This window comes from Croceitalea vernalis (assembly GCF_031846405.1).
GTDB classification, from domain to species: domain Bacteria; phylum Bacteroidota; class Bacteroidia; order Flavobacteriales; family Flavobacteriaceae; genus Croceitalea; species Croceitalea vernalis.
In genome coordinates this window covers 1015614-1035162 of the sequence record NZ_JAVRHU010000001.1, presented here as the reverse complement: position 1 = coordinate 1035162, position 19549 = coordinate 1015614, and the positions used below count along the sequence as shown (strand labels likewise).

The 19549-nt window shown below is 32.6% G+C and carries 22 protein-coding genes; 2 read left to right on the top strand and 20 right to left on the bottom strand.

The features are described 5' to 3' along the window. Both RM520_RS04725 and RM520_RS04720 read right to left on the bottom strand, forming a co-directional pair. A complete protein-coding gene (locus RM520_RS04725; RefSeq protein WP_311387158.1) occupies positions 1-1236 on the bottom strand; it encodes a sugar transferase in 1236 nt (411 codons plus the stop codon). A 1-nt stretch (position 1237) separates the two neighbouring features. Then, the gene (locus RM520_RS04720; protein WP_311387157.1) at positions 1238-1603 is read right to left on the bottom strand and encodes a response regulator transcription factor; all 366 of its coding nucleotides are present in this window, start codon (positions 1601-1603) and stop codon (positions 1238-1240) included. A gap of 438 nt (positions 1604-2041) precedes the next feature. Between RM520_RS04720 and RM520_RS04715 the strand changes: the two genes are divergently transcribed. Beyond that, positions 2042-3763 carry a T9SS type A sorting domain-containing protein gene (locus RM520_RS04715; RefSeq protein ID WP_311387156.1) on the top strand — a complete coding sequence of 574 codons (1722 nt, stop codon included), beginning with the start codon at positions 2042-2044 and terminating at the stop codon, positions 3761-3763. A gap of 29 nt (positions 3764-3792) precedes the next feature. Here the strand turns inward: RM520_RS04715 and RM520_RS04710 are convergent, their stop codons facing one another. From RM520_RS04710 to RM520_RS04625, 18 genes are all read right to left on the bottom strand, one after another. Next, positions 3793-4095 (bottom strand): STAS domain-containing protein, encoded by a 303-nt coding sequence (locus tag RM520_RS04710; RefSeq protein WP_311387155.1) that lies wholly within the window; start codon positions 4093-4095, stop codon positions 3793-3795. Positions 4096-4188: 93 nt separating this feature from the next. After that, positions 4189-4905, bottom strand: a complete 717-nt coding sequence (locus tag RM520_RS04705) for a LytR/AlgR family response regulator transcription factor (protein WP_311387154.1) — start codon at positions 4903-4905, stop codon at positions 4189-4191. Position 4906: 1 nt separating this feature from the next. Continuing rightward, on the bottom strand, positions 4907-5230 hold the full coding sequence (locus tag RM520_RS04700) for an Hpt domain-containing protein (protein WP_311384547.1): 324 nt from the start codon (positions 5228-5230) through the stop codon (positions 4907-4909). Beyond that, positions 5230-6282: a sensor histidine kinase gene (locus tag RM520_RS04695; protein WP_311387153.1), complete on the bottom strand. Its 1053-nt coding sequence runs from the start codon at positions 6280-6282 to the stop codon at positions 5230-5232. The genes RM520_RS04700 and RM520_RS04695 overlap by 1 nt, the downstream gene beginning before the upstream one ends. Next, entirely contained in the window at positions 6282-7409 is a 1128-nt protein-coding gene (locus RM520_RS04690) for an FIST signal transduction protein (protein ID WP_311387152.1), read from the bottom strand. Before RM520_RS04690 ends, RM520_RS04695 begins: the two co-directional genes overlap by 1 nt. Before the next feature lie 4 nt (positions 7410-7413). Then, positions 7414-9774, bottom strand: a complete 2361-nt coding sequence (locus RM520_RS04685; RefSeq protein WP_311387151.1) for a PAS domain-containing sensor histidine kinase — start codon at positions 9772-9774, stop codon at positions 7414-7416. Then, a complete protein-coding gene (locus RM520_RS04680; RefSeq protein ID WP_311384543.1) occupies positions 9767-10309 on the bottom strand; it encodes a heme NO-binding domain-containing protein in 543 nt (180 codons plus the stop codon). The genes RM520_RS04685 and RM520_RS04680 overlap by 8 nt, the downstream gene beginning before the upstream one ends. A gap of 84 nt (positions 10310-10393) precedes the next feature. Then, positions 10394-10792 carry a response regulator gene (locus tag RM520_RS04675; protein ID WP_311384542.1) on the bottom strand — a complete coding sequence of 133 codons (399 nt, stop codon included), beginning with the start codon at positions 10790-10792 and terminating at the stop codon, positions 10394-10396. A 137-nt stretch (positions 10793-10929) separates the two neighbouring features. Further along, positions 10930-11298 carry an MmcQ/YjbR family DNA-binding protein gene (locus tag RM520_RS04670; RefSeq protein ID WP_311387150.1) on the bottom strand — a complete coding sequence of 123 codons (369 nt, stop codon included), beginning with the start codon at positions 11296-11298 and terminating at the stop codon, positions 10930-10932. After that, on the bottom strand, positions 11299-11697 hold the full coding sequence (locus RM520_RS04665; protein WP_311387149.1) for a Dabb family protein: 399 nt from the start codon (positions 11695-11697) through the stop codon (positions 11299-11301). Positions 11698-11700: 3 nt separating this feature from the next. After that, the gene (locus tag RM520_RS04660; RefSeq protein ID WP_311387148.1) at positions 11701-12324 is read right to left on the bottom strand and encodes a DUF4230 domain-containing protein; all 624 of its coding nucleotides are present in this window, start codon (positions 12322-12324) and stop codon (positions 11701-11703) included. Between the two features lie 10 nt (positions 12325-12334). Then, the gene (locus RM520_RS04655; protein WP_311387147.1) at positions 12335-13084 is read right to left on the bottom strand and encodes a cyclase family protein; all 750 of its coding nucleotides are present in this window, start codon (positions 13082-13084) and stop codon (positions 12335-12337) included. After that, positions 13084-14217, bottom strand: a complete 1134-nt coding sequence (gene hemW / locus RM520_RS04650; protein WP_311387146.1) for a radical SAM family heme chaperone HemW — start codon at positions 14215-14217, stop codon at positions 13084-13086. The genes RM520_RS04655 and hemW overlap by 1 nt, the downstream gene beginning before the upstream one ends. Continuing rightward, positions 14217-14768 carry a crossover junction endodeoxyribonuclease RuvC gene (gene ruvC, locus RM520_RS04645; protein WP_311384536.1) on the bottom strand — a complete coding sequence of 184 codons (552 nt, stop codon included), beginning with the start codon at positions 14766-14768 and terminating at the stop codon, positions 14217-14219. Before ruvC ends, hemW begins: the two co-directional genes overlap by 1 nt. A 1-nt stretch (position 14769) precedes the next feature. After that, positions 14770-15249: a hypothetical protein gene (locus tag RM520_RS04640; protein WP_311387145.1), complete on the bottom strand. Its 480-nt coding sequence runs from the start codon at positions 15247-15249 to the stop codon at positions 14770-14772. A gap of 44 nt (positions 15250-15293) precedes the next feature. After that, positions 15294-16433, bottom strand: coding sequence for a tetratricopeptide repeat protein (locus RM520_RS04635; RefSeq protein WP_311387144.1), 1140 nt, complete (start codon positions 16431-16433; stop codon positions 15294-15296). Further along, positions 16430-18478, bottom strand: a complete 2049-nt coding sequence (locus tag RM520_RS04630) for a TonB family protein (RefSeq protein WP_311387143.1) — start codon at positions 18476-18478, stop codon at positions 16430-16432. The genes RM520_RS04635 and RM520_RS04630 overlap by 4 nt, the downstream gene beginning before the upstream one ends. Continuing rightward, the gene (locus RM520_RS04625) at positions 18475-18837 is read right to left on the bottom strand and encodes a BlaI/MecI/CopY family transcriptional regulator (RefSeq protein ID WP_311384532.1); all 363 of its coding nucleotides are present in this window, start codon (positions 18835-18837) and stop codon (positions 18475-18477) included. The genes RM520_RS04630 and RM520_RS04625 overlap by 4 nt, the downstream gene beginning before the upstream one ends. A gap of 191 nt (positions 18838-19028) precedes the next feature. Between RM520_RS04625 and RM520_RS04620 the strand changes: the two genes are divergently transcribed. Further along, the gene (locus RM520_RS04620) at positions 19029-19535 is read left to right on the top strand and encodes a DUF456 domain-containing protein (RefSeq protein ID WP_311387142.1); all 507 of its coding nucleotides are present in this window, start codon (positions 19029-19031) and stop codon (positions 19533-19535) included. Positions 19536-19549: the final 14 nt, after the last annotated feature.

Genomic DNA, 19549 nt, shown 5'->3' with positions numbered 1-19549 from the left:
CTATACATTCTCCTTTTGAAATACAGCTTTGAAAGTTCTCAAGATGATCCACATATCTATCATGAAGGCATATTTGCTGTTGGCATATTCCACATATTTCACATCAAGTTGTTTTCTTTCTTCAGTTGACATTTTTGAACTTCTTCCACGTGCCTCAACTTGCCATAAACCAGTAATACCTGCAGGCCCATTAAAACGCTCTGTCCACTCATCTGTGGTCAACATTTCGGCTTCGTATAGAGGTAGCGGTCTATTACCAACAATTGACATATCACCTTTTAAGACGTTAATTAACTGCGGTAGTTCATCAATACTTAGCTTTCTTATAATTTGACCTACTTTGGTGATTCTTGGATCGTTATCAAATTTTACAAAAGCACTTTTAGCACTTTCTTTTCTTTTTTGATTATGTAATACCTCATCAACTTCCGTATCATCACCAATAAGCATTGTATTAGTTGTATTCGTAACTTCTTTTGCCGAATTAGTCTCCGAAGCTTGCTCGGTTTCCTCTTCGTGACCATATTGATTAAGATGTTCAAACTCTTTTAAACGCTTATCAGCATCAGGGTACATTGAACGCAGCTTGAGAAAGTTGAATATTTTATAGCCCGTACCTACACGTTTTGAGATATAATAAACCTTACCCTTAGATTCTAATCGAATTGCAAGAACAACCAATATGAGAAATGGTGCGGCTACTAATAAAACAGAACCTGCTAATAATACATCGAAGGCTCTTTTAAAAAAGCCAATTTTATATTTTTGGGTTTTCTCTGTATGAGTTTGTATTTTTTGTTTTCTTAAGTTCGTTTTAAGCTCTTTAAGAAAATTTACTCTTTCAAGAAGACGAGAAAAATCTACTGGATGAATGAAGAAGTCATCAAAACCTCTGTCCATGGCCAATTGCTTTTCTTGTTTACTCATTTGATTTCCTAATAATAAGAATGGAATTTTATTAGAAGGGTCAAATGTTTTATTGACATAGCTTTTAAATTCAACTAAATCAGCATCCGATAAACTAAATTCGCATAAAATCGCGTCTATATTGTCTGAAGTACCGTGCCATTTACCGTTATGATATTCTCCTTGATTATGAAGCCATTTCAAGGCATGAGAAACTGTTTCAGCATTATATACCTGTACTAAATCTGAATCACGATGAAACTCCTCAACTAAGCGTTGATTCGTACCTATATATAGTATTTGTGTTTTTTGTTGGGTTATAACTTGCATTCTAACTTCGAATTAAAAGTTTATCAACTCTAATCAGTAGTTCTTCTGGGTTAAAAGGTTTTACCATATAATCATCTGCTCCCAATCGCAAACATTCCACCCTATCGGCAGAACTATCTCTACAACTAAGCACGATAATTGGAATATCTGAAAAAAGCCCTGTTTCTTTAATTCTTTTAATTAGTTCAAACCCATCCATTTCTGGCATTTCAAGGTCAGTGATTATTAAGTCTGGCATGTTTCCTTCTTGTAACCAAGTTATGGCTGCAAGTCCGTTATCCATTGTATCAACCTGGTAAGATTGTCCCAAAAATTGTGCTACCAACTCGCTTAAAGACTGTTTATCATCAACTACTAAGATTTTCATTTTGTAAGATTTTTTGTACTTATTATAACGAAATGTAGTACTTATATTACTTTTTATAAATTCAATGTTGTAAAACCACGAGTATCCGTGGTAAGCTTATTGAATACGTATGTTGGACCTGTATATAAGACTAAAAACGAAATCACTTTTAAAAGAATTCTAACTCGTTTTAATATAAAAGCAAATTCATCTTCCATTTCAAAGCACGAAGAAACTACACTTATTAAATCACTATTTTGAAGCAGAGTTTAAATAACAACAACCATAGTTTAACGGATAAAAGCTGTAGACGAATAAGCTCAATTAAAGCAAGCAAAAAAATAATTTATACTAATTAAGAAATAAAAAAATAAGATTACATTCTTTTAATTGTAGTCTTTTTCCTTCTTTTTAATATATTCGCATAGTTCCCTAAACATTTGTTTTAAATACATATCTATGAAACGGGAACTACTACTCACCATTTTTTTAATTACATTTTATTTAAGTCATTGCCAAAACTGTAATTGCGATATAACGCTTAATGGATTATCATCAACCTCTTTAAATATTATCTGGGCCAGCCAGACATCTTATTCCCCTGGTAACACAATTTGCATACCAAGTGGTACTTACCGTGGTATTCGATTTTACGATTTTGAAGGAACCGAAGCAGCTCCTTTAACCATAATTAACTGTGGTGGTAAAGTCATAATCGATGAATCTCATTATTCAGGTATTGATTTTCAACGTAGCAAATTCATTCATTTGACAGGTACTGGAGATTCCATTTATCAATACGGTTTTGATGTTGTAGATACTGGTGGTGGTTCCGTTGGTGTAAATCTTCAAAACTTAAGTACTGATATAGAAGTGGATCATATTGAAGTCTCACATGCTGGTTTTGCCGGTATCATGGCTAAAACAGATCCACAATGCAGTCGCCCTGAAACTTGGCGTCGTAATGGTTTTATAATGAAAAATTTGAATATTCATGATAATTACGTTCATAATACAGGAGGTGAAGGTTTATATATAGGCTTTACTGGCGGTTATAAATTAAACTCTAACCGATCCTGCAGTGGCGATCCTATTTATGGGCATTGGTTAGAAAATGTAGATGTTTATAATAATATTTTTGAAGATATCGATTGGGATGCCATACAACTAAATCTGGTAAGAGCAAATGGTATAATTAGAAATAATACCGTAAAAGATTATGGCACTGATGGTCGGTGGGGTCAATCATTTGCTTTAAGTTTAGGTGGAGGTATTTACTCAGTCCATAACAATTACTTAGAAAACAATAATTTAGGAAAAGGTTGGGGCATGCAGCTCATTAGTGGTCAAAGCGGCACAAAAATCTTTAACAATGTTTTTGTTGGCCCAAAAAAACATGGCATCTTTCTTCATCAACGACATGATTTTGATGACCTAATGAAAGGATATTATATAGTCAATAATACAATCATTGAACCAGAACATGCAGGAATACATTACAATTCAAAAATTATACATCCTATTAACCCTCAAGATAAGTACAGAAAGCAAGACGAGGTACCCAATTTTTTTGTAAATAATCTAATTGTAAACCCGGGGTACGATTTTGAAGGAGGAAATACCTGGAAACAAAACCAAGAAAGCTATGTTGACTTCAATGATAAATCAACAAGAGATAGTATGGCTATTAACATTTATACCAACTTACTGACGCGAGATATGGATACACTTGGACTGGTTGATGTTACAAATAACAATTTCAGTCCGGCCACTTTAAATTCTAATCTAGTGAACTCAGGTACTGATATATCATCTTGGGGAATCACTTTTGATATTTCTACTCAACCAAGGCCTTCAGGTCATAGTCATGATATTGGCGCTTTTGAATTTCAACAAACAAGCGGTAATTTCCTCAGTGCGGTTTTACCTAATTTAATTGATAATTCCCCTTCTGAAACGAGTCTGTTTTATCCTAACCCAGTAAAAACTTCTTTTCAGATTATTAATAAGAAACAAGAAAAGGTACAACTAGAAATAATTTCTTTACAAGGGCGAATAATTTATCAGAATGAATATACAATGGGTAACAATCTCAATGTAGAAGAATTATCATCTGGTTTGTATATCATTAGATTAAAAGCGCAAAACTTTCAAGAGCTTCATAAAATAATTATTCAATAATTAAATATCCTAGTAAAAGTCTGAACTATTTAAGTCCTATCCGAACTTAGAATGTAATCTGTATTTGTAATCTCCATTACTTTTGAGATGGCATTGTTTTGCTTTCCAACTATGGAAACTACTTTATTATTTTTACCTGCATCCTTATAGAGTTGTTCAAAAAATAGGGCTGCAGATGAGTCCATCTCCGTGATATTCTCAATACTTATTACTATAATCTCCGTGGATTCTAATATCGTATCAAAATATATTTTTAAGGCATTGGTGTTTTGTGAAGTTACTCTACCTAAAATTTCAAAAAGACCTCTATTTTCTTTTATTTCTAAAGCCATACGTCATGAATTTTTATTGCTTTACACCATAGCAAAGCACTTAAATAATAACGTATATAATTACTTTTATTGTAGTCTTAATCTTACTTTTTATTATAATAAATTGAGGCGTTTCATCAAACTTGGTCTGTTTGATCTACTGATTGGAATAACATTACGTTCAATTAACACGCTATTATCTTGAATATCAATTATTTTAGTGAAATTGATTATGTAAGACCTATGAATTTGCATAAACAATGATTCTGGTAGTTTTTCTTTAATTTTTTTAAGGGTAGAATGAACTCTATGAAAAGAATCAGTTGTTTTGATCTCTATATAATCACCTTTGGCTTCAATTATTAAAATATCTTGAAACTTTAATTTGATTAAACGTCTATCAATATTGATATATAATTCTCCATTATTGGTTGACGCTCCAGACGCGGCATTTTCAGAATCGTTGGAAGGTGCTACTGGAATGGAATTCTTTAATTTCGAAATTGTCTTTTGAAAACGATCTACGGTAATTGGTTTGACTAAATAATCAACTATAAACTCATAAGAGTACGCTTCAATAGCGAAATCAGTATCAGATGTGGTAAATACAACTCTTGGTGGATTCTTTAAGGTTTGAATGAAATCAATACCAGTCAAAAAAGGCATATGAATATCCAAAAAAATCACATCAACTTCGTTTTGATTCAAATACTTTAAAGCTTCCACTGCATTAGGAAATTCGGCTAGGACATTTAAATCAGTAGAATTTTCGCATAAGTTTGATACGATAGCTCTTGAAGTTAATTCATCATCAATTATAATACAATTCACTTTATGAGATTTTTAATATAAACTCTTCAACCTTATTCAATACCTCTTCAAAGTCGCTATTCAACTTTTCATCACCATATTTTAAGCCCTCTTCATGCTTAATGGCAAGTTTATATGCATTATTCAGCCCTAAAATACCTAATTTATGTTTAATCTTATGCACAACTTTTGCTGATTCTTCTAACTCATTATCAGCAAGATATTTTAAATAATCTTCTTTTTCTTTAGGAAACTCTGCCTGTATTATCGCTAAGAATTTTTTTTCAAACTCTTCATTACCCCCGGCAATTTCTTTGATATAATTTAAATTAGGTACTTCACCCATTATATTTTTGTTTTAATAGTAAAATAAAAGGTTGTTCCTACGCCTTCTTCAGATGAAAGCCAAATGTCTCCTTTATAATAATTGATTATTTTCTTTACCAATGCCAATCCAATTCCGGTAGCATTTGCATCATTTTCCAATTTCTTGAACATATTAAATATTCCAGCTTGTAAATGGGCTGGTATTCCTTTGCCATTGTCTTTAATGCTAAAAAGCCACTTATCTTCATTTTCTTCTGCAGCAATGACTATAAAACCTTCTTCTTCAAATTCAAGTGCATTTACAGCATTTGTTAATAGATTTTTGAACAACTGTTCAATTCTATATTTACCAGTCTGCAATACCGGTAGTTTATCTTTAATTACAATTTTTATAGATGGTGGAACATATATTGTTCTTTCAATTTCTTGTATTAAGTTATTGAGATCAACATTTTTTATCTTTTCTTCAAGAGAGTCAATTGTAGCATGCCTTAAAATACCATCAATTAAACTATCCATTTTATGAAGGTTTTGAAATATTAGATTAAAACTCTCTTCATTTTCTGTTTTAAGTTCTTTCTCAACATCTTCTAAAACCCAGCTAACTAGTGAATGAATATTACGGATTGGAGATTTTAAATCATGTGAAACCATATGAGCATAATTATTCAATGACTCATTTTGTTGTTCTAAATTTCGAAGCAGGCTGTCTTTTTCTGCCGTCATTTCAACAATCTTATTCGTTTGATTTTCTATATTCTCTAGTAACTTTTGAGGATCAAAACCTAATTCACCATTTTCACTTTCATTGGTTCTACTTTCCATAAAGGCCACAGCCTTACTCAAAGCCTCTAACACCTTTCTTTGACTTTCCGTCTCTCGATTCAATCTTTTATTGGCCTCATAAAGCTCCGTTGAGCTCAACGATGTTGCGCGCTGAATCATACTAAGTTTATCGTCATAATCTGAATACGACTTTTCAATCGATTCAAAGAATGATTCGATACCAGGATGATTCTTTAAATCGTCTGGTAAAAACTTTTTTATTTGACGTTTCAGCAGTGAGTGCATTATTCGCTCATTAAAGTTAAAGTCATCGTCTGATTATGAAGCTGACATTCGTTTTTTCCTGCGAATGGAGCCATTTCACCATATGAATAGAAGCCAGTAATCATAGCTTGGTTTCCAATAACATCTTTCACCTCTTCTATTTCTTCTTCGGTACGTTGTGCCAACACAAGTTTTCTACCAACACAACTAACTAATATAGCAAGTTCTGGCTGATTAGTTCGGTTGTTCATAGCCAGTTCAGCTGCATTAGAAGCACCATTAGCGATATCATCCATGGTTGACATCATCAATTGTACTTTGGAATTTACAGGCACATCACCAGCTAAAATCATTGAATTTGCTTCTTCATCAATATTTAGTATGGTACGTACTAAAGGCTCAGCATCCTCACTTTGCTGCACTGTTAATGGATATAATAATGCTGCTTGCGGTAAATCTTTGGCTTTTTCTCCTAGGTATTTTTTGTATAGGTCAAGTGCAGGTTGCCCGTCAATCTCGTATAAAACATTGCCTACGGATTTCGTAATTGTTCTTTCAGGTCCAAATGGTGTCCAACCTCCATAATTCGCATAAGAAACTTCTAAAGCTTCTCCATAAAAACCAATAGCTACTACCTCGCCTTGTTTTGGACTCTCGTTATACGAAGTGAGTGTTTTTTCAAATCGTGCTCCATCACCACATAAACCGCCTGTAATAGATGCCTTAAAATTTTCGTCTGACTCTAAACCTTCAATTAGACCACTTCCATTAACAAAACTTCCGTCAGAAACAATGAACATATGATTTAAATCTTTTTTGTCAAACTTATCAGAAATTGCGCTACCCATTTTCTGAATATCAACATAATCAGAAACATTTTCACTTACAATTTTAAAAGAAGTTTTCTCAAACTCAATTGCTGTAAAAGTTATAGTCTCTTCATAAACACTAGTTTCCATTATTTCACCAGATGTAGAACCAAAAACTAATTCTCCATCAGGGAATATTCCTCTAACTTCATCATATATTTTATCCGATTCCAAAATAAACCGGTCTGCAAAAACCAGTACTAAAGGTTTTATAAGTTTAATCTCATCATTTAAAACCCACTCTCCATTCTTTGTTCTTTTTCCTTGACTAATTTTCATCTTTTTATTTTTTTAAAGTGAAGTAAAATGTTGTTCCTTTCCCTATTTCGCTTTCTAACCAGACTCGACCTTCATATCTATCGATTATCTTTTTCACAATAGAAAGACCAATTCCGGTAGAACGCTCATTATTTCCAATAGATTGGAATATTTGAAAAATCTTTTCGTGATATTCTTTTGGTATACCAACTCCATTATCTTTCACGCTAAATTCCCAATGCGTTGGTGTCTCTTTACAACCAATTTCAACAAGACCCTTTTCTTTTTCAATATTGACAACTGCGTTACTTAAAAAGTTCTGGAATAACTGATGAATCTTGGTTTTATCTGCAAGAATTATGGGTAATTTATTAGTAACCTTAATTTTTACATTATCTGGTATAAAAATAATTTCTTCAATACTTTGAATAATCTCATTAATATCAACCTCTGTATTATCTAAAGCCTCATTATTTACCGTAGAATAATTTAAAATTCCAGTGATTAAATTGTCCATTCCTTCTACTTTCTCTTGCATCATTTTTAGGTTATACCTACCACTTTCATCAAGCTTATCTTTATAATCATCATAAAGCCATGTTGCTAATGCACTAACACTACGTAGAGGAGATTTTAAATCGTGTGAAACAATATGCGCATATTCTTGTAAGCCCTTATTACTAGCCTCCAATTCGTTTACTAATTCTTGTTTCTGATTTTCAAGTAATTTTTGTTTTGTGATATCTAAATGAACACCTATTGAACCTAAAATTTGTCCATTCTCATCATAACGTGGTGCACCACTTATCAACCAATGCCTTTTAGTATTATCTGCAAGCGTTACCTCTACTTCATAAGAATCAGATTCATTTTTTGTTCGTTTTTTAAACTGAGATTTCATCTTTGACATATTGAGTTCGTCTAAGCCCATAATATCAAGTACATTTTTACCTATTAGACGGTCTATGTCTATTCCAATCATCTCAGAATACCTGTTATTGACTAATAAAATTTTACTGTCGGCATCAATCTCAACCAATCCTAAATTCATATTAGCTATTATACTACCATATTTTTCTTTCTGAATTTCTAGATTTCTTCTGTAGTTTTTTCTGAAGGTTACGTCATTATAACTCCATAAATGGCCTTTATAAACGTCATCAATAAATAAAGGAATATAATCACGTTCAAAGGTTCTACCATCTACCAACTCTAGTTCGTCAGAAAGTACTAGTTCTTTCTTTTCTAAAACATGGTTTATTCTTTTTACAGTATGTTCAGGATCTACAAAAAGGTGTTTGTACTTCTGTAATGACTTTTCACAGTTGATACCTTTGAGTTTCTCAGGTGCTAAGGGTATTTTAAAAAGATTACAAAACATTTGATTGGTCAATACCATTTTGCGATTTTCATCTTCTAATAATATTCCAGTTTGAAGGTTACTGATTAAAGTAGTCAAACGCTCTTCAGACGCTCTTAACTTTTCTTCGGATATTTTATCATTAGTAATATCTTCGATTAGTGCTACCTTATAGATGATTTCTCCATTCTCGTTCCTAACAGCGCTAACAGAGGTTTTACCATAAATAGTTTCTCCATTTTTCTTGTGAAAGATTCTAACAATTGAAAATTTATCAGATGCACCACGTTCAGTATTTTCAAGTAAATCTTTATAAAGGCTCACATCTTCAATAGTGGAGATTTTATCAATACTTAATTTTTTTAGCTCATTAGTGGAATACCCTAGTAATTCAACAAATGTCTTATTCGCTTTTACAATTTTATCGTCTACAATTAGCACTATACCCAAAGAAGAGTTTTCAACGATAATATCTTGTTGTTTTTTTTGATCTTCAAGTAATTGTTTAATCTCCTCTTGTTTTGTTATATCTCTTATTACACCTTGAGCAGCAATTGGTTGTCCTTTTTCGTTGTAAATTAAACTCGCATTAATATTGACATATTTTTCACCTTTATTCTTAGTTATTATTTTAGCATTATAATTTTTAAGTACGCCAACGTGCAACAAAGATTTAAAAGATTCGGCAGTATATTCCAAGTAGTCTTTATGAACCAAATCACCTAAAACGACGTTTTCTTTAGTATTATCATATCCTAAAAATTCCTTGGCACTTGTATTCATGTTCAAGACTTTGGTAGTCATGTCCATTACAACATAAGGATCTATGATGTTTACAAAAGCTCCATCGATTCGCGAACCTTGATTATCCAACATTGCCTCTAGCTTACCATTGGCCTCTTTTAGGTGCAATGAAGCATCGTAAAGCTCTTTTGATTTTTCTTCCAAAAGTCGCTCTGCGGCTTGTCGGGCTTTTTTCTCTCGAATTAAAGCGCGATGTAAAATGGAAACATCGGTATTATCCATTTTGTTCAATGACAAATTTGACTTCTGTCCCTTCTTCATTTAATAATTCAAAATCAATCTGTACCTGCTTGTTAAAATGTTCAAAGGTTTTGTCCATCAATCCATGTGCTAATGCATACAATCCTCGTGAAGAATTATAAACCATAACCAAAGAATTATCCGTTCTTTCTAAAACTTTAAAAGAAGGTAATTCTGCATCAGGGTATAATTTTTTTACATGAATATGAATGTGATCTTCTATAGAATTTAAAAGACCAATTGGGTTTTTATAACTGCTTACAACTTCTGGATGCGTTTTTATTAAACCGCCGAATAAATAATGACCAAATGAAAATAACAAATCGTTTGCTGATGTGTTAGCTATGGAACTAAGATTAGTTAATAGCTGCACCATTTCATTAAAGTCGTAAGTACCAACAGATGTATAAGCACCTTCAGATTTAAGGTCCGAACTTTCAATAATAGCATCAACAACTTCTAAACCAAAAGTTGATTCCACCATTTCTAAGAATTCAGTAAATACAATTCCCTTCATAATTATAATAATCTAGCATTATAAAATAAAGGTAAGAATTGGACTACTGCAGGTAAAAATATTGTTGTGAATTTACAATTTTTGTTAGGCTTTGATTAACTCACTTATTTCCCAATAATCAAAAACACGCTTAAGTTTAAGCTCGTAATCTTCATATTTTAAGGGCTTTATGATGTAACCGGCTATCCCTATTTCGAAGCATTTTAACAAATCAACTCTATTTTCAGATGTGGTCAAAATAATTGTAGGTAGATATTTTAAACGTGCATCTGCTTTTAAGATATTCAAAAATTCAATGCCACTCATCCTTGGCATATTTAAATCTAGAAGAATAATATCAGGTAAACTCCCCTCATTTAAGATGCCTAAAGCTTCTTCTCCGTTTTTTGCTTCAACAATAACATGCTTTGATTCCATTTTTGCAACAGCTCGTTGCATTTTCATGGTTTCAATCATATCATCTTCTATAAAAAGTACATTCACAAATTCACATTTTAAGGATTGCAAAATTGGTTTAAATTGTAAGAATAAACCAGTATTGGGGGATGAAAAGTAATTTACTGTCGATGAATAGCAAAAAACTATAGATGAAATTAGTAAAAATATTCTTACAATTGAGGTTAGTTTTTATTTTCTTGATTATTTTTCAATAGCAGCCTATCTTTTTTGGTTAATTTAGAAATCACCAATTCATAAGAGTGGTCTATCAACTCTTCAATAAGGCTCGGATTTAAGCTTTCTAAATAGAGTGTATTCCAATGTACTTTACTCATATGATAACCTGGCCTGACACCTTCAAATGATTCTCTTAGTTCAATCGACCTTTCAGGATCACATTTAAGATTTGCTTGTGATGGCAAACGCTCTAAAGGAACTAGTGCGAACATTTTACCCATAACTTTAAATACCAACGTATGTTTATCAAAAGGGAACTCTTCGGTCACTCCATTTTTAACAATGCAGTAGTCCCGAAACTCTTCTACATTCATTTAGTTAATACCATTAGAATCGTAAACTATTACTTTATCCCAGAGGTGACTGCACTCTTCTATAAACACTAAATGAGCAGCCTCATTTTGATATGCTTCTTGGGCCTCTGCTGATTTAAAGGTTACAATTAATGAATATGTAAAAGAGCCGTCAACTACATCTCTTGATGCTTTTGGCGCTGTTCCTATAAATTTGGTTTTAGCATATTCAGAATTTGACAAAAACTTTTTCAAAGACTTTTCAAAGTGGTCTTTGTCATTTTCGTTGGTATCATCTTTAAACCAAAAATAAACGGTATGAGCAAAGCTCGAATCAAAATTATTCATATCCTTATTTTCTTGTGCAATTATGTTTGAAAACAAACCAATAAACAATAGTGTACAAATTAATTTATTCATTATTTATTCTTCTAAGAGTTGTTTTTCTCTGTTACTAATTTCCAAAGCTGAATAGTCAAGTTTCCAGCCTATTGTTTCTACAATCTTTTCGATGAGCAAAACCGCTTCAAGAGCTTCTTTTTTTGCCGTATCTATCAATCCGCTTTCTGGAATCTTCTCTCGGATATGTTCTTTTGCATTTTGATTTAATTGAGTTAAATCATCAGGTGAAAAAGAATTAAACAATCCGTTTTTAATATCGTAAAATTGAATATCAGGTTCAATTGAGAGTATTTCGGGTTCCGGAAAATCTTTTAATATTATTCGTTTAGAATTATTATCTGCTTCTAGTCGCAATTTTTTTAAATCATACCCTATTTGAGCTTTTGCATTAATGACCACTAATGCTTTCTTTTTACTACTTAATATGCTCATGAAACCATCTTTGATGTTTTCATACCGATAAATTTCAGCAAAATCTCCTTCGACTGAAACCAACTTGCAGACACTTTTGATTTTATCTAGTATTACGGTAGATTGATGTTCAGTAAGCTCTCTCTTCTTCTTTTTAGTAAACATTGAATATACCCAATACATCAATATTGCTCCTAAAATGAGTCCTAAAAAAGCTTCTATTAAACTCTCCATTTTGTAAAAACTAATCCATTATTTTATAAAGTACTGGTCTACTTGGGCTCGCATCGTTTTCAATTGGGGCTACCTGAAGGTCTAAAAAATAAGTGCCATCTTCAATAGTATTACTAACATATATAAATTCCGTTATAGTAGCATTACTTCTTATTTTACCTTTGGTATTCCAAAAGGTATGATGACAAATAAGTACTCCTTCATCTCTTTCTTTATCTACAGAAGGTAAATCAATTAACAAATGTTCTATCCCTTTGGTCTTTAAAAATAGTATCGCATCTTCTAAAAGATAAGGCGGATTCGTATTTGAATACTGCATACTATTTTTGTTTGGCAAGTTTGGCAACGTTCTTATAACAAGAGCTTTCCTTTTTTTGTTCCCTAAAGCATATTGTAATTGCTTTTTTGAAATAACTAAATCTTCATCCTTTTTTTCGGGTGCTACCGTTACGACCTCAGCCAAAAAGAAAAAGTTCTTTAAGTTTTGATTTATGGAATGAAACTCTTCAGTAATATGACCCGCACACTCCGTATGGGTCACATGTGAATGAGGGTTAAACCATATGTTATTAAAGTTAACCGACGAACCTTCTGAAACTTTACCAATAAATCCATCTTCTTCATGGGGCCTTATTTTAGGGTGACCCAAATACCAAGCATTTACATTGGTTTCATCACCACGCAAAGCAATTGAAATATCTAAAGGTTTAGATAAATCAATTTTATAATTCCTTGAATTATGTTTGATAGTTGCAATCATCATGACAAATTAAGCATAAAGAGATGACTTGCAATTCCATCAGCTAAAAATTTCCCTTTATTGGTCGTCATTAGTTTATCGCCATCTACAAACAACAAGTGCTCATCTATATACTTTTGAGCTTGGTTAATAAGATAATCCCTGTAATTAACCCCAAAATCTTCTTTTATTCTAAGTAACGACACTCCCCATATAGTGCGAAGACCAGTCATTACATATTCATTATACTTGTCTGTAGTAGAAAGGGTCTCCACCTCAATTGGAACCTTATTTTTTTCAATAGACTCGATATACTTTGAATTATTATTGATGTTCCAACCACGTTGTTTTCCATCATAGGAATGAGCTGATGGACCAATACCTATATACCTTTTTTGTTGCCAATAGGCCGTATTATTTTTTGAGAAATATCCAGGTTTACCAAAATTTGAAATTTCATAACATGAATATCCCGCATTGGTTAAAGTCTCATTTAAAATTTGAAAGTGTCTTTGTGCTACTTCATCGTCGACATCTTCAACGATACCTTTTTCTATAAACTTCTTTAATGCAGTTTTTGGTTCTACTGTGAGCGCATAACTTGAAATATGAGGAACATCAAAAGACAGGGCTTTTTCAATATTACTTTTCCAACGTTCATCTGACATACCAGGAATTCCATAAATCAAATCAATAGAGATATTATCAAAATATGATCTTGCTGTAAGAATACAATTCTGAGCTTCTTGGGCGTTATGAGCCCTATTCATTAGTTTTAAATCTTCTTCAAAAAAAGATTGAACTCCTATACTTAGCCTATTAATTGGGCTTTTATACAATTCTGATATTGCGATATCATTTAAATCATCAGGGTTTGCTTCCAATGTAATTTCAGGGTCAGAAATAACCCTATAATTTTCATAAACGGAATTTACCAATTGTTCTATTTCTGAAACACTTAAAACCGAGGGCGTACCACCACCAAAATAAATAGTGTGAATATTTTCACCTTTGAACTCGTTCTTACGCAAGTAAATCTCATTACAAAGCGCCTCGACCATTTGAGACTTCTTTTTCATATTGGTTGAAAAATGAAAATCACAATAATGGCAAGCTTGCTTGCAAAATGGAATATGAATGTAAATACCAGCCATTATCCAATCTTCTTGGGATTCTGTTTTACAAAGGCACCCCAACCTGAATAAGATTTACCAACCTCTACCCGACCTTCATTATAAAAATGACACACGGCAGCGGCTAAACCATCTGTACTATCCAAGTTCTTTGGTAATTCCTTTAATCCCAACATACCCTGAAGCATCTTAGCCACTTGTTCTTTACTGGCATTTCCATTACCAGTAATAGCCATTTTAATTTTCTTAGGCAGGTATTCTGTTATTGGAATTTGTCTTGATAAACCAGCCGCCATTGCAACGCCTTGAGCACGACCTAATTTCAACATTGATTGTACATTCTTTCCAAAGAAAGGAGCTTCAATAGCTATTTCATCTGGATGATAGGTATCTATAAGTTCAATTGTACGTTCAAAAATCAGTTTTAATTTGGTGTAGGGATCATTGTATTTTTTTAATAACAATTCATTCATTTGAACAAACTGCATTTTTTTATTCACCACTTTTATTATTCCGAAACCCATAATGGTAGTTCCAGGATCAATACCTAATATGATTTTCTCGTTTGCCAATTTAGTTTGTGGTATTTAAAACCAGTGGAAGTCTAAACTTCATACTTACAGGGTTTCCTTGTTTTAATGCTGGAGCAACAGTCGTTAAATCATTCAAACGACTTGAAATCTCTGCATTAAACCCTGGTAGTAATTCATTGATTTTTACATTTTCTTCAATCTCAAGAATGGTAATAAAACCATGCTCATCAATTTTAAAATCAACGTGGAGGGTCTCGTTAATATCTGTATCTACTTCAAATTGCGCATCACTAAAAGCTGAAGAAAAATAATTAAACATATTTTCTTGAAAGCAACTTCTTTGAGTACTCTTAGGTGCATTCTCATCGCAAGTATCAAAGAGCGGATAAGAATCTACATCATTCCAGTCTATGGCTAAAAGATCTTCTTGCACCTTATTTTCCGTACGAACTGCCTTCGATTGAAAAAGTTCGCAAGAAGTTAAAAAAACAACCATTAATAAGAACAAAAACTTTTGCATTGTAGCCTTAAGAATTTGGCTGAAATTACAACATTTGAGGTAATTTAATCTTTTGCAAAATGGATTTCTTCTTTCAGTTCTCGAATGCGCTTTTCAGCACGCTCTTTTAAAAAAGGAGGTAGATTTTTGTATTGCGAAATTAAATTTTCATAATATCCTATTTTAACCTTGGGGTCTTTGTAATATTCATCCGCAATAATAGAGACTTGCCAATAATGTAACATATTACTCTTATTTTCTTCCCAAGCCTTGGTATAGTACTCTAGTGATTTTTTAAGCTCGTCCTTCAGATGAGCTATACGTCCTAAGCTTTGATATTCAATATCAAAAACATATTTTCTGGCTTCTATTGATTTTAAAACATAAGTCTCAGCGCTATCTAATTGTTGTTCCATTAAAAAGACCTGACCCAAACCCATATAAGCTTCAGGTTCATAATTAGGTATTTCTTCTAACTTTCTATAGGTGCTTTTAGCCTTTTCATAAGCTCTGATATTGCTCTGAGCGTAACCCAATTTTTTATAAACAAAGGGCTTTTTTTCGCCAAGTTCAACCAGGCGTTCAAAAAGTGAAGCAGCACTTTCATATTCACCGATATCAAACTTAGTTAAGGCTTTTAAATTGATTAAAGCCACGTCATTCGGAGCTGTTTTTAAACCTAATTCGATAATCCGTGTTGCATTTGCAGGTTCTTCAACACCAACATAGTATTTGCCCAGCAAATAAATACTTCTTAAATGAGTACTATCTAATTGTACAGCCTTCTTTAAAGCTTTGTTTCCTGTCTTATAATCTGAGGTTGATTGTAATGATTTACCCAAGTAATAATAAAATTCAGGATTATCACTATTACTTTGAGTTAATGCTACAAATACGCTTTGAGCAGCAGTATAATTTTTGGTCTTGTCAAATAGCTTACCCAATTCAAATTTAGCCAAGGTATTAGTTGGGTATTTCTGCAATAAGCCTTCATACTGCATTATGGCTTTTTGGGTATTGCCCATTGCAGCATAAGAACGAGCTATCTGCAAACTTGAATTTTCATCCCCTAGTTCTGCATAAGCATTAATAGCCTTGGTATAATTACCTAACAGATACAAACTATCAGCAACGGCTGAAGCCGAAGTTTGGGCCTCGGCTTGAGAAAATGTGATTAGAATTAATAAGAAAAAAAAACCTTTCAATTTAAATGCAGTTGTTCATTAATTTTCGTTTTTAGAAGCGTTAAATCTTTTTCAAGTGCAATGATAACTGGGTTGTCTCGATTAGCGCTTTTCAACAATCTTTTTCGTTCATCTACTAGTTTATTATATTTAAGTATTTGTGATTTAACCATTGGTCTAATGCCATCAGCATCAGTTGCCATTTTTGGAAATGGAATTGGTGTTTTTGAAGTATCACTTAGGCGAAAAGTAATGGGAATTGAAAACGGTACTTCTACGACTTCGCCGTCCTGCTTTCCAGGCGTCATATGTGGTAAACGTTTAATAATACGTACCGCCTCTTCTTCTAACAATTGATGTGGACCTCGTTTTCTAATATTAGTTATGGAGCCATCTTTAGCTATTGTAAAAACAACACTTACACGACCTTGAATACCTTGCTCTTGGGCTTCTTTTGGGTAATTAAAGTTTTTTCTAATATGTTTTTGCAAACTTTCTTGAAAACAATCTTTAGGGTTAACAGCACCCTCACAACCTGGGAAAACAGGAATCTCTTCTACGATGGCAAAAGGAATTAACGAGTCCTTTTTCTGTATTTTTGTAACCTTATAGTCAACGGAATAACCCTTATTTTCATTTATTGGATTTATGCTAGATATTTTGAATGAGAGATTGTCATCAGATAAAAATAGTGGTCTTTCCGTTCCTTTAATATGCTCTAAATATTGATTGACTTTTCCAATTTCTTCACTGGTCATATCTTTTATTTTGCCAACTTGATAAAATTCTCCCGGACCTAGGTTTTTATCTTCTTTTTTAATTGACCGAATAGTGAAGTCCTTTTTATCAATAGAAACCTTTAAATTTTCTCCTAGAGTTTTAAACGCTTCATATTCGTTTAAATAAGAATCATATTTTTCACTACTCGGCATATAAATGTCAACTAAAACTTCTTTCAATTCTGAAGTAAATTCGATATCCTGAGAAGAGTTCATCTTATTATTAACGTGATATAAAGCAAGCTGTTGTTCAAAAAAATCCCGTTTTGAAAGTGGGTCTATATCTAAATCATACTTAAGGTCAACTCGAAAGGCAATTCTAATTAATTCTTCAAGGCTTTTATTTTGTAAATGATTCTCAATTGATTTAAGTAAAGCTGCATCACTTTCATTTAAAGCAACTTCACTTTCAACAGATTCTTGCTTAATTTCTTGCTCACAAGAAGTATACAACAACATTCCCATAATTGCGGGCAGCAATAACAAGTACTTTAACTGAACTACTTTTTTTGATTTTGTTTTACTTAACATGACAATTCGTTTTTTGATTAATGATGATTTAAAAAATTGATTGACAAAACTGATATGCTGGGTTTGAAAAACCTCAGCTAATAATAATTGATATTGTTCTTTTTTATTGGTTTTGGCGACATGGGCATCTGCAATAAATTCATGCAGTTCTGACATTCGAGATTGATAGATATAGACCAAGGGGTTGAACCAAAACACAATCCGCATCAGTTCAAAAAACAACAAATCCAACGAATGCCATTGTTTGATATGAACCAGTTCATGTGCTAAAATATTAGGTTCTTTTTCTCTAGGTATTCCATCACCTAAAAACACATGTTTAAAAAATGAAAAGGCAACACTACTCTTGGTGACTACTACTTTAGTAAAACGAGGGTAATACTTTTTTTGGCCCTTCAATCTTAAGACTTCTATGCGATATAATTTCACTACAAAAAGTATGGTGGTCAATCCAATTCCAGCGAAAAAAATCCATTCATACCACAACCATTGCGACCAAAAAGAAGCTTTTTCAACTTCTGTATTCAATATAACCGATTGTAATTGAAAAAAGGCTTGCGGATAAGCAACTAAATCCGAAGATACGGTAGTCTTTAAAGCTTCTATTTTGACCCACGGTAATACCAAAGAAATGATAAAGGTTACTAGTAAGTAAGCCCTATTCCATTGAAAAAAAGTCTCTCCTTTCAAAAAAAGGTCATAAACCAAAAGAAAGGCCAACTGAAAAATTAAAATTTCTAGGAGATACGTTATCATTTTTCGTCTTCTTTAATATGTTTCATGATAGCCTCTAACTCAGACATATTGATATCATTTTTCTTCATAAAAAAGGATACCATACTTTGAAAAGAACCTTGAAAATAACCATCAACTAATTTGTTAATGCTCTGATTACTATACTCCGATTTTGGTACTATCGGGTGATAAATATGTCCTTTTCCAACTTTTTCATGACCGACAAAACCTTTATCCTCTAGAATACGAATTATGGTAGAAACCGTGTTATAGGCTGGCTTTGGTTCTGGAAGCTCTTCAATCAGTGCTGCTACATTAGCTTTTTTAAGTTGCCATAGTAATTGCATTACTTCTTCTTCTGCCTTTGTAAGCTGTTTCATTGAACTAAGTTTTTAGTTTTACGATTCAAATATAACTAAATTTTTAGTTTAAACTAATTTTTTAGTTATAAAATTATATGGCCTTGTAACAAATCCGCCCTAAATTTGTCTAATAGTAAACTAACTAGCACTCAATTGAGCTATCAAAACAAATCATCAATCAAATCTCAATAATCTAGTCAAACTTAATTATGGACATTGCACTTCTTGTTATTGGATTTTTATGCATTCTAATTGGAATACTTGGCAGTTTTTTACCGGTATTACCAGGCCCACCTATTAGTTGGATTGGTTTATTGTTATTACATCTGACTGAGGCTGTACCTGAAAACTGGTGGTTTTTAGGAATCACACTTTTCTTTGCCTTACTCATCACTATTATGGACTATGTGATACCTGCCATGGGAACAAAAAAATTCGGTGGTAGTAAAGCTGGAATGTACGGCAGTATTATCGGATTATTAATAGGACTTTTTCTACCCATTCCGGGCGGTATAATTATAGGCGCTTTTGTGGGTGCTTTTGTTGGAGAAATGTCAAAAAACACCGATCAGAAAATAGCTCTAAAAGCTGCTTTTGGTTCTTTTTTAGGTTTTTTAACCGGAACTTTTATGAAGTTCTTAATTACAATAATTTACGCAGGGCTTTTTATCTGGAAAGCTATTGAGCATGGTGGAGCATTGTTTACATTCCAATAAGTCGCTCTTTTGGA

What these genes read in the sequence shown, in the direction of transcription:
- RM520_RS04725 (WP_311387158.1), bottom strand. Translation starts at nt 1,236, where the DNA reads ATGCAAGTTATAACCCAACAAAAAACACAAATACTATATATAGGTACG.
- RM520_RS04720 (WP_311387157.1), bottom strand. Translation starts at nt 1,603, where the DNA reads ATGAAAATCTTAGTAGTTGATGATAAACAGTCTTTAAGCGAGTTGGTA.
- RM520_RS04715 (WP_311387156.1), top strand. Translation starts at nt 2,042, where the DNA reads ATGAAACGGGAACTACTACTCACCATTTTTTTAATTACATTTTATTTA.
- RM520_RS04710 (WP_311387155.1), bottom strand. Translation starts at nt 4,095, where the DNA reads ATGGCTTTAGAAATAAAAGAAAATAGAGGTCTTTTTGAAATTTTAGGT.
- RM520_RS04700 (WP_311384547.1), bottom strand. Translation starts at nt 5,230, where the DNA reads ATGGGTGAAGTACCTAATTTAAATTATATCAAAGAAATTGCCGGGGGT.
- RM520_RS04695 (WP_311387153.1), bottom strand. Translation starts at nt 6,282, where the DNA reads ATGCACTCACTGCTGAAACGTCAAATAAAAAAGTTTTTACCAGACGAT.
- RM520_RS04690 (WP_311387152.1), bottom strand. Translation starts at nt 7,409, where the DNA reads ATGAAAATTAGTCAAGGAAAAAGAACAAAGAATGGAGAGTGGGTTTTA.
- RM520_RS04685 (WP_311387151.1), bottom strand. Translation starts at nt 9,774, where the DNA reads ATGGATAATACCGATGTTTCCATTTTACATCGCGCTTTAATTCGAGAG.
- RM520_RS04680 (WP_311384543.1), bottom strand. Translation starts at nt 10,309, where the DNA reads ATGAAGGGAATTGTATTTACTGAATTCTTAGAAATGGTGGAATCAACT.
- RM520_RS04670 (WP_311387150.1), bottom strand. Translation starts at nt 11,298, where the DNA reads ATGAATGTAGAAGAGTTTCGGGACTACTGCATTGTTAAAAATGGAGTG.
- RM520_RS04665 (WP_311387149.1), bottom strand. Translation starts at nt 11,697, where the DNA reads ATGAATAAATTAATTTGTACACTATTGTTTATTGGTTTGTTTTCAAAC.
- RM520_RS04660 (WP_311387148.1), bottom strand. Translation starts at nt 12,324, where the DNA reads ATGGAGAGTTTAATAGAAGCTTTTTTAGGACTCATTTTAGGAGCAATA.
- RM520_RS04655 (WP_311387147.1), bottom strand. Translation starts at nt 13,084, where the DNA reads ATGATTGCAACTATCAAACATAATTCAAGGAATTATAAAATTGATTTA.
- hemW (WP_311387146.1), bottom strand. Translation starts at nt 14,217, where the DNA reads ATGGCTGGTATTTACATTCATATTCCATTTTGCAAGCAAGCTTGCCAT.
- RM520_RS04640 (WP_311387145.1), bottom strand. Translation starts at nt 15,249, where the DNA reads ATGCAAAAGTTTTTGTTCTTATTAATGGTTGTTTTTTTAACTTCTTGC.
- RM520_RS04630 (WP_311387143.1), bottom strand. Translation starts at nt 18,478, where the DNA reads ATGATAACGTATCTCCTAGAAATTTTAATTTTTCAGTTGGCCTTTCTT.
- RM520_RS04625 (WP_311384532.1), bottom strand. Translation starts at nt 18,837, where the DNA reads ATGAAACAGCTTACAAAGGCAGAAGAAGAAGTAATGCAATTACTATGG.
- RM520_RS04620 (WP_311387142.1), top strand. Translation starts at nt 19,029, where the DNA reads ATGGACATTGCACTTCTTGTTATTGGATTTTTATGCATTCTAATTGGA.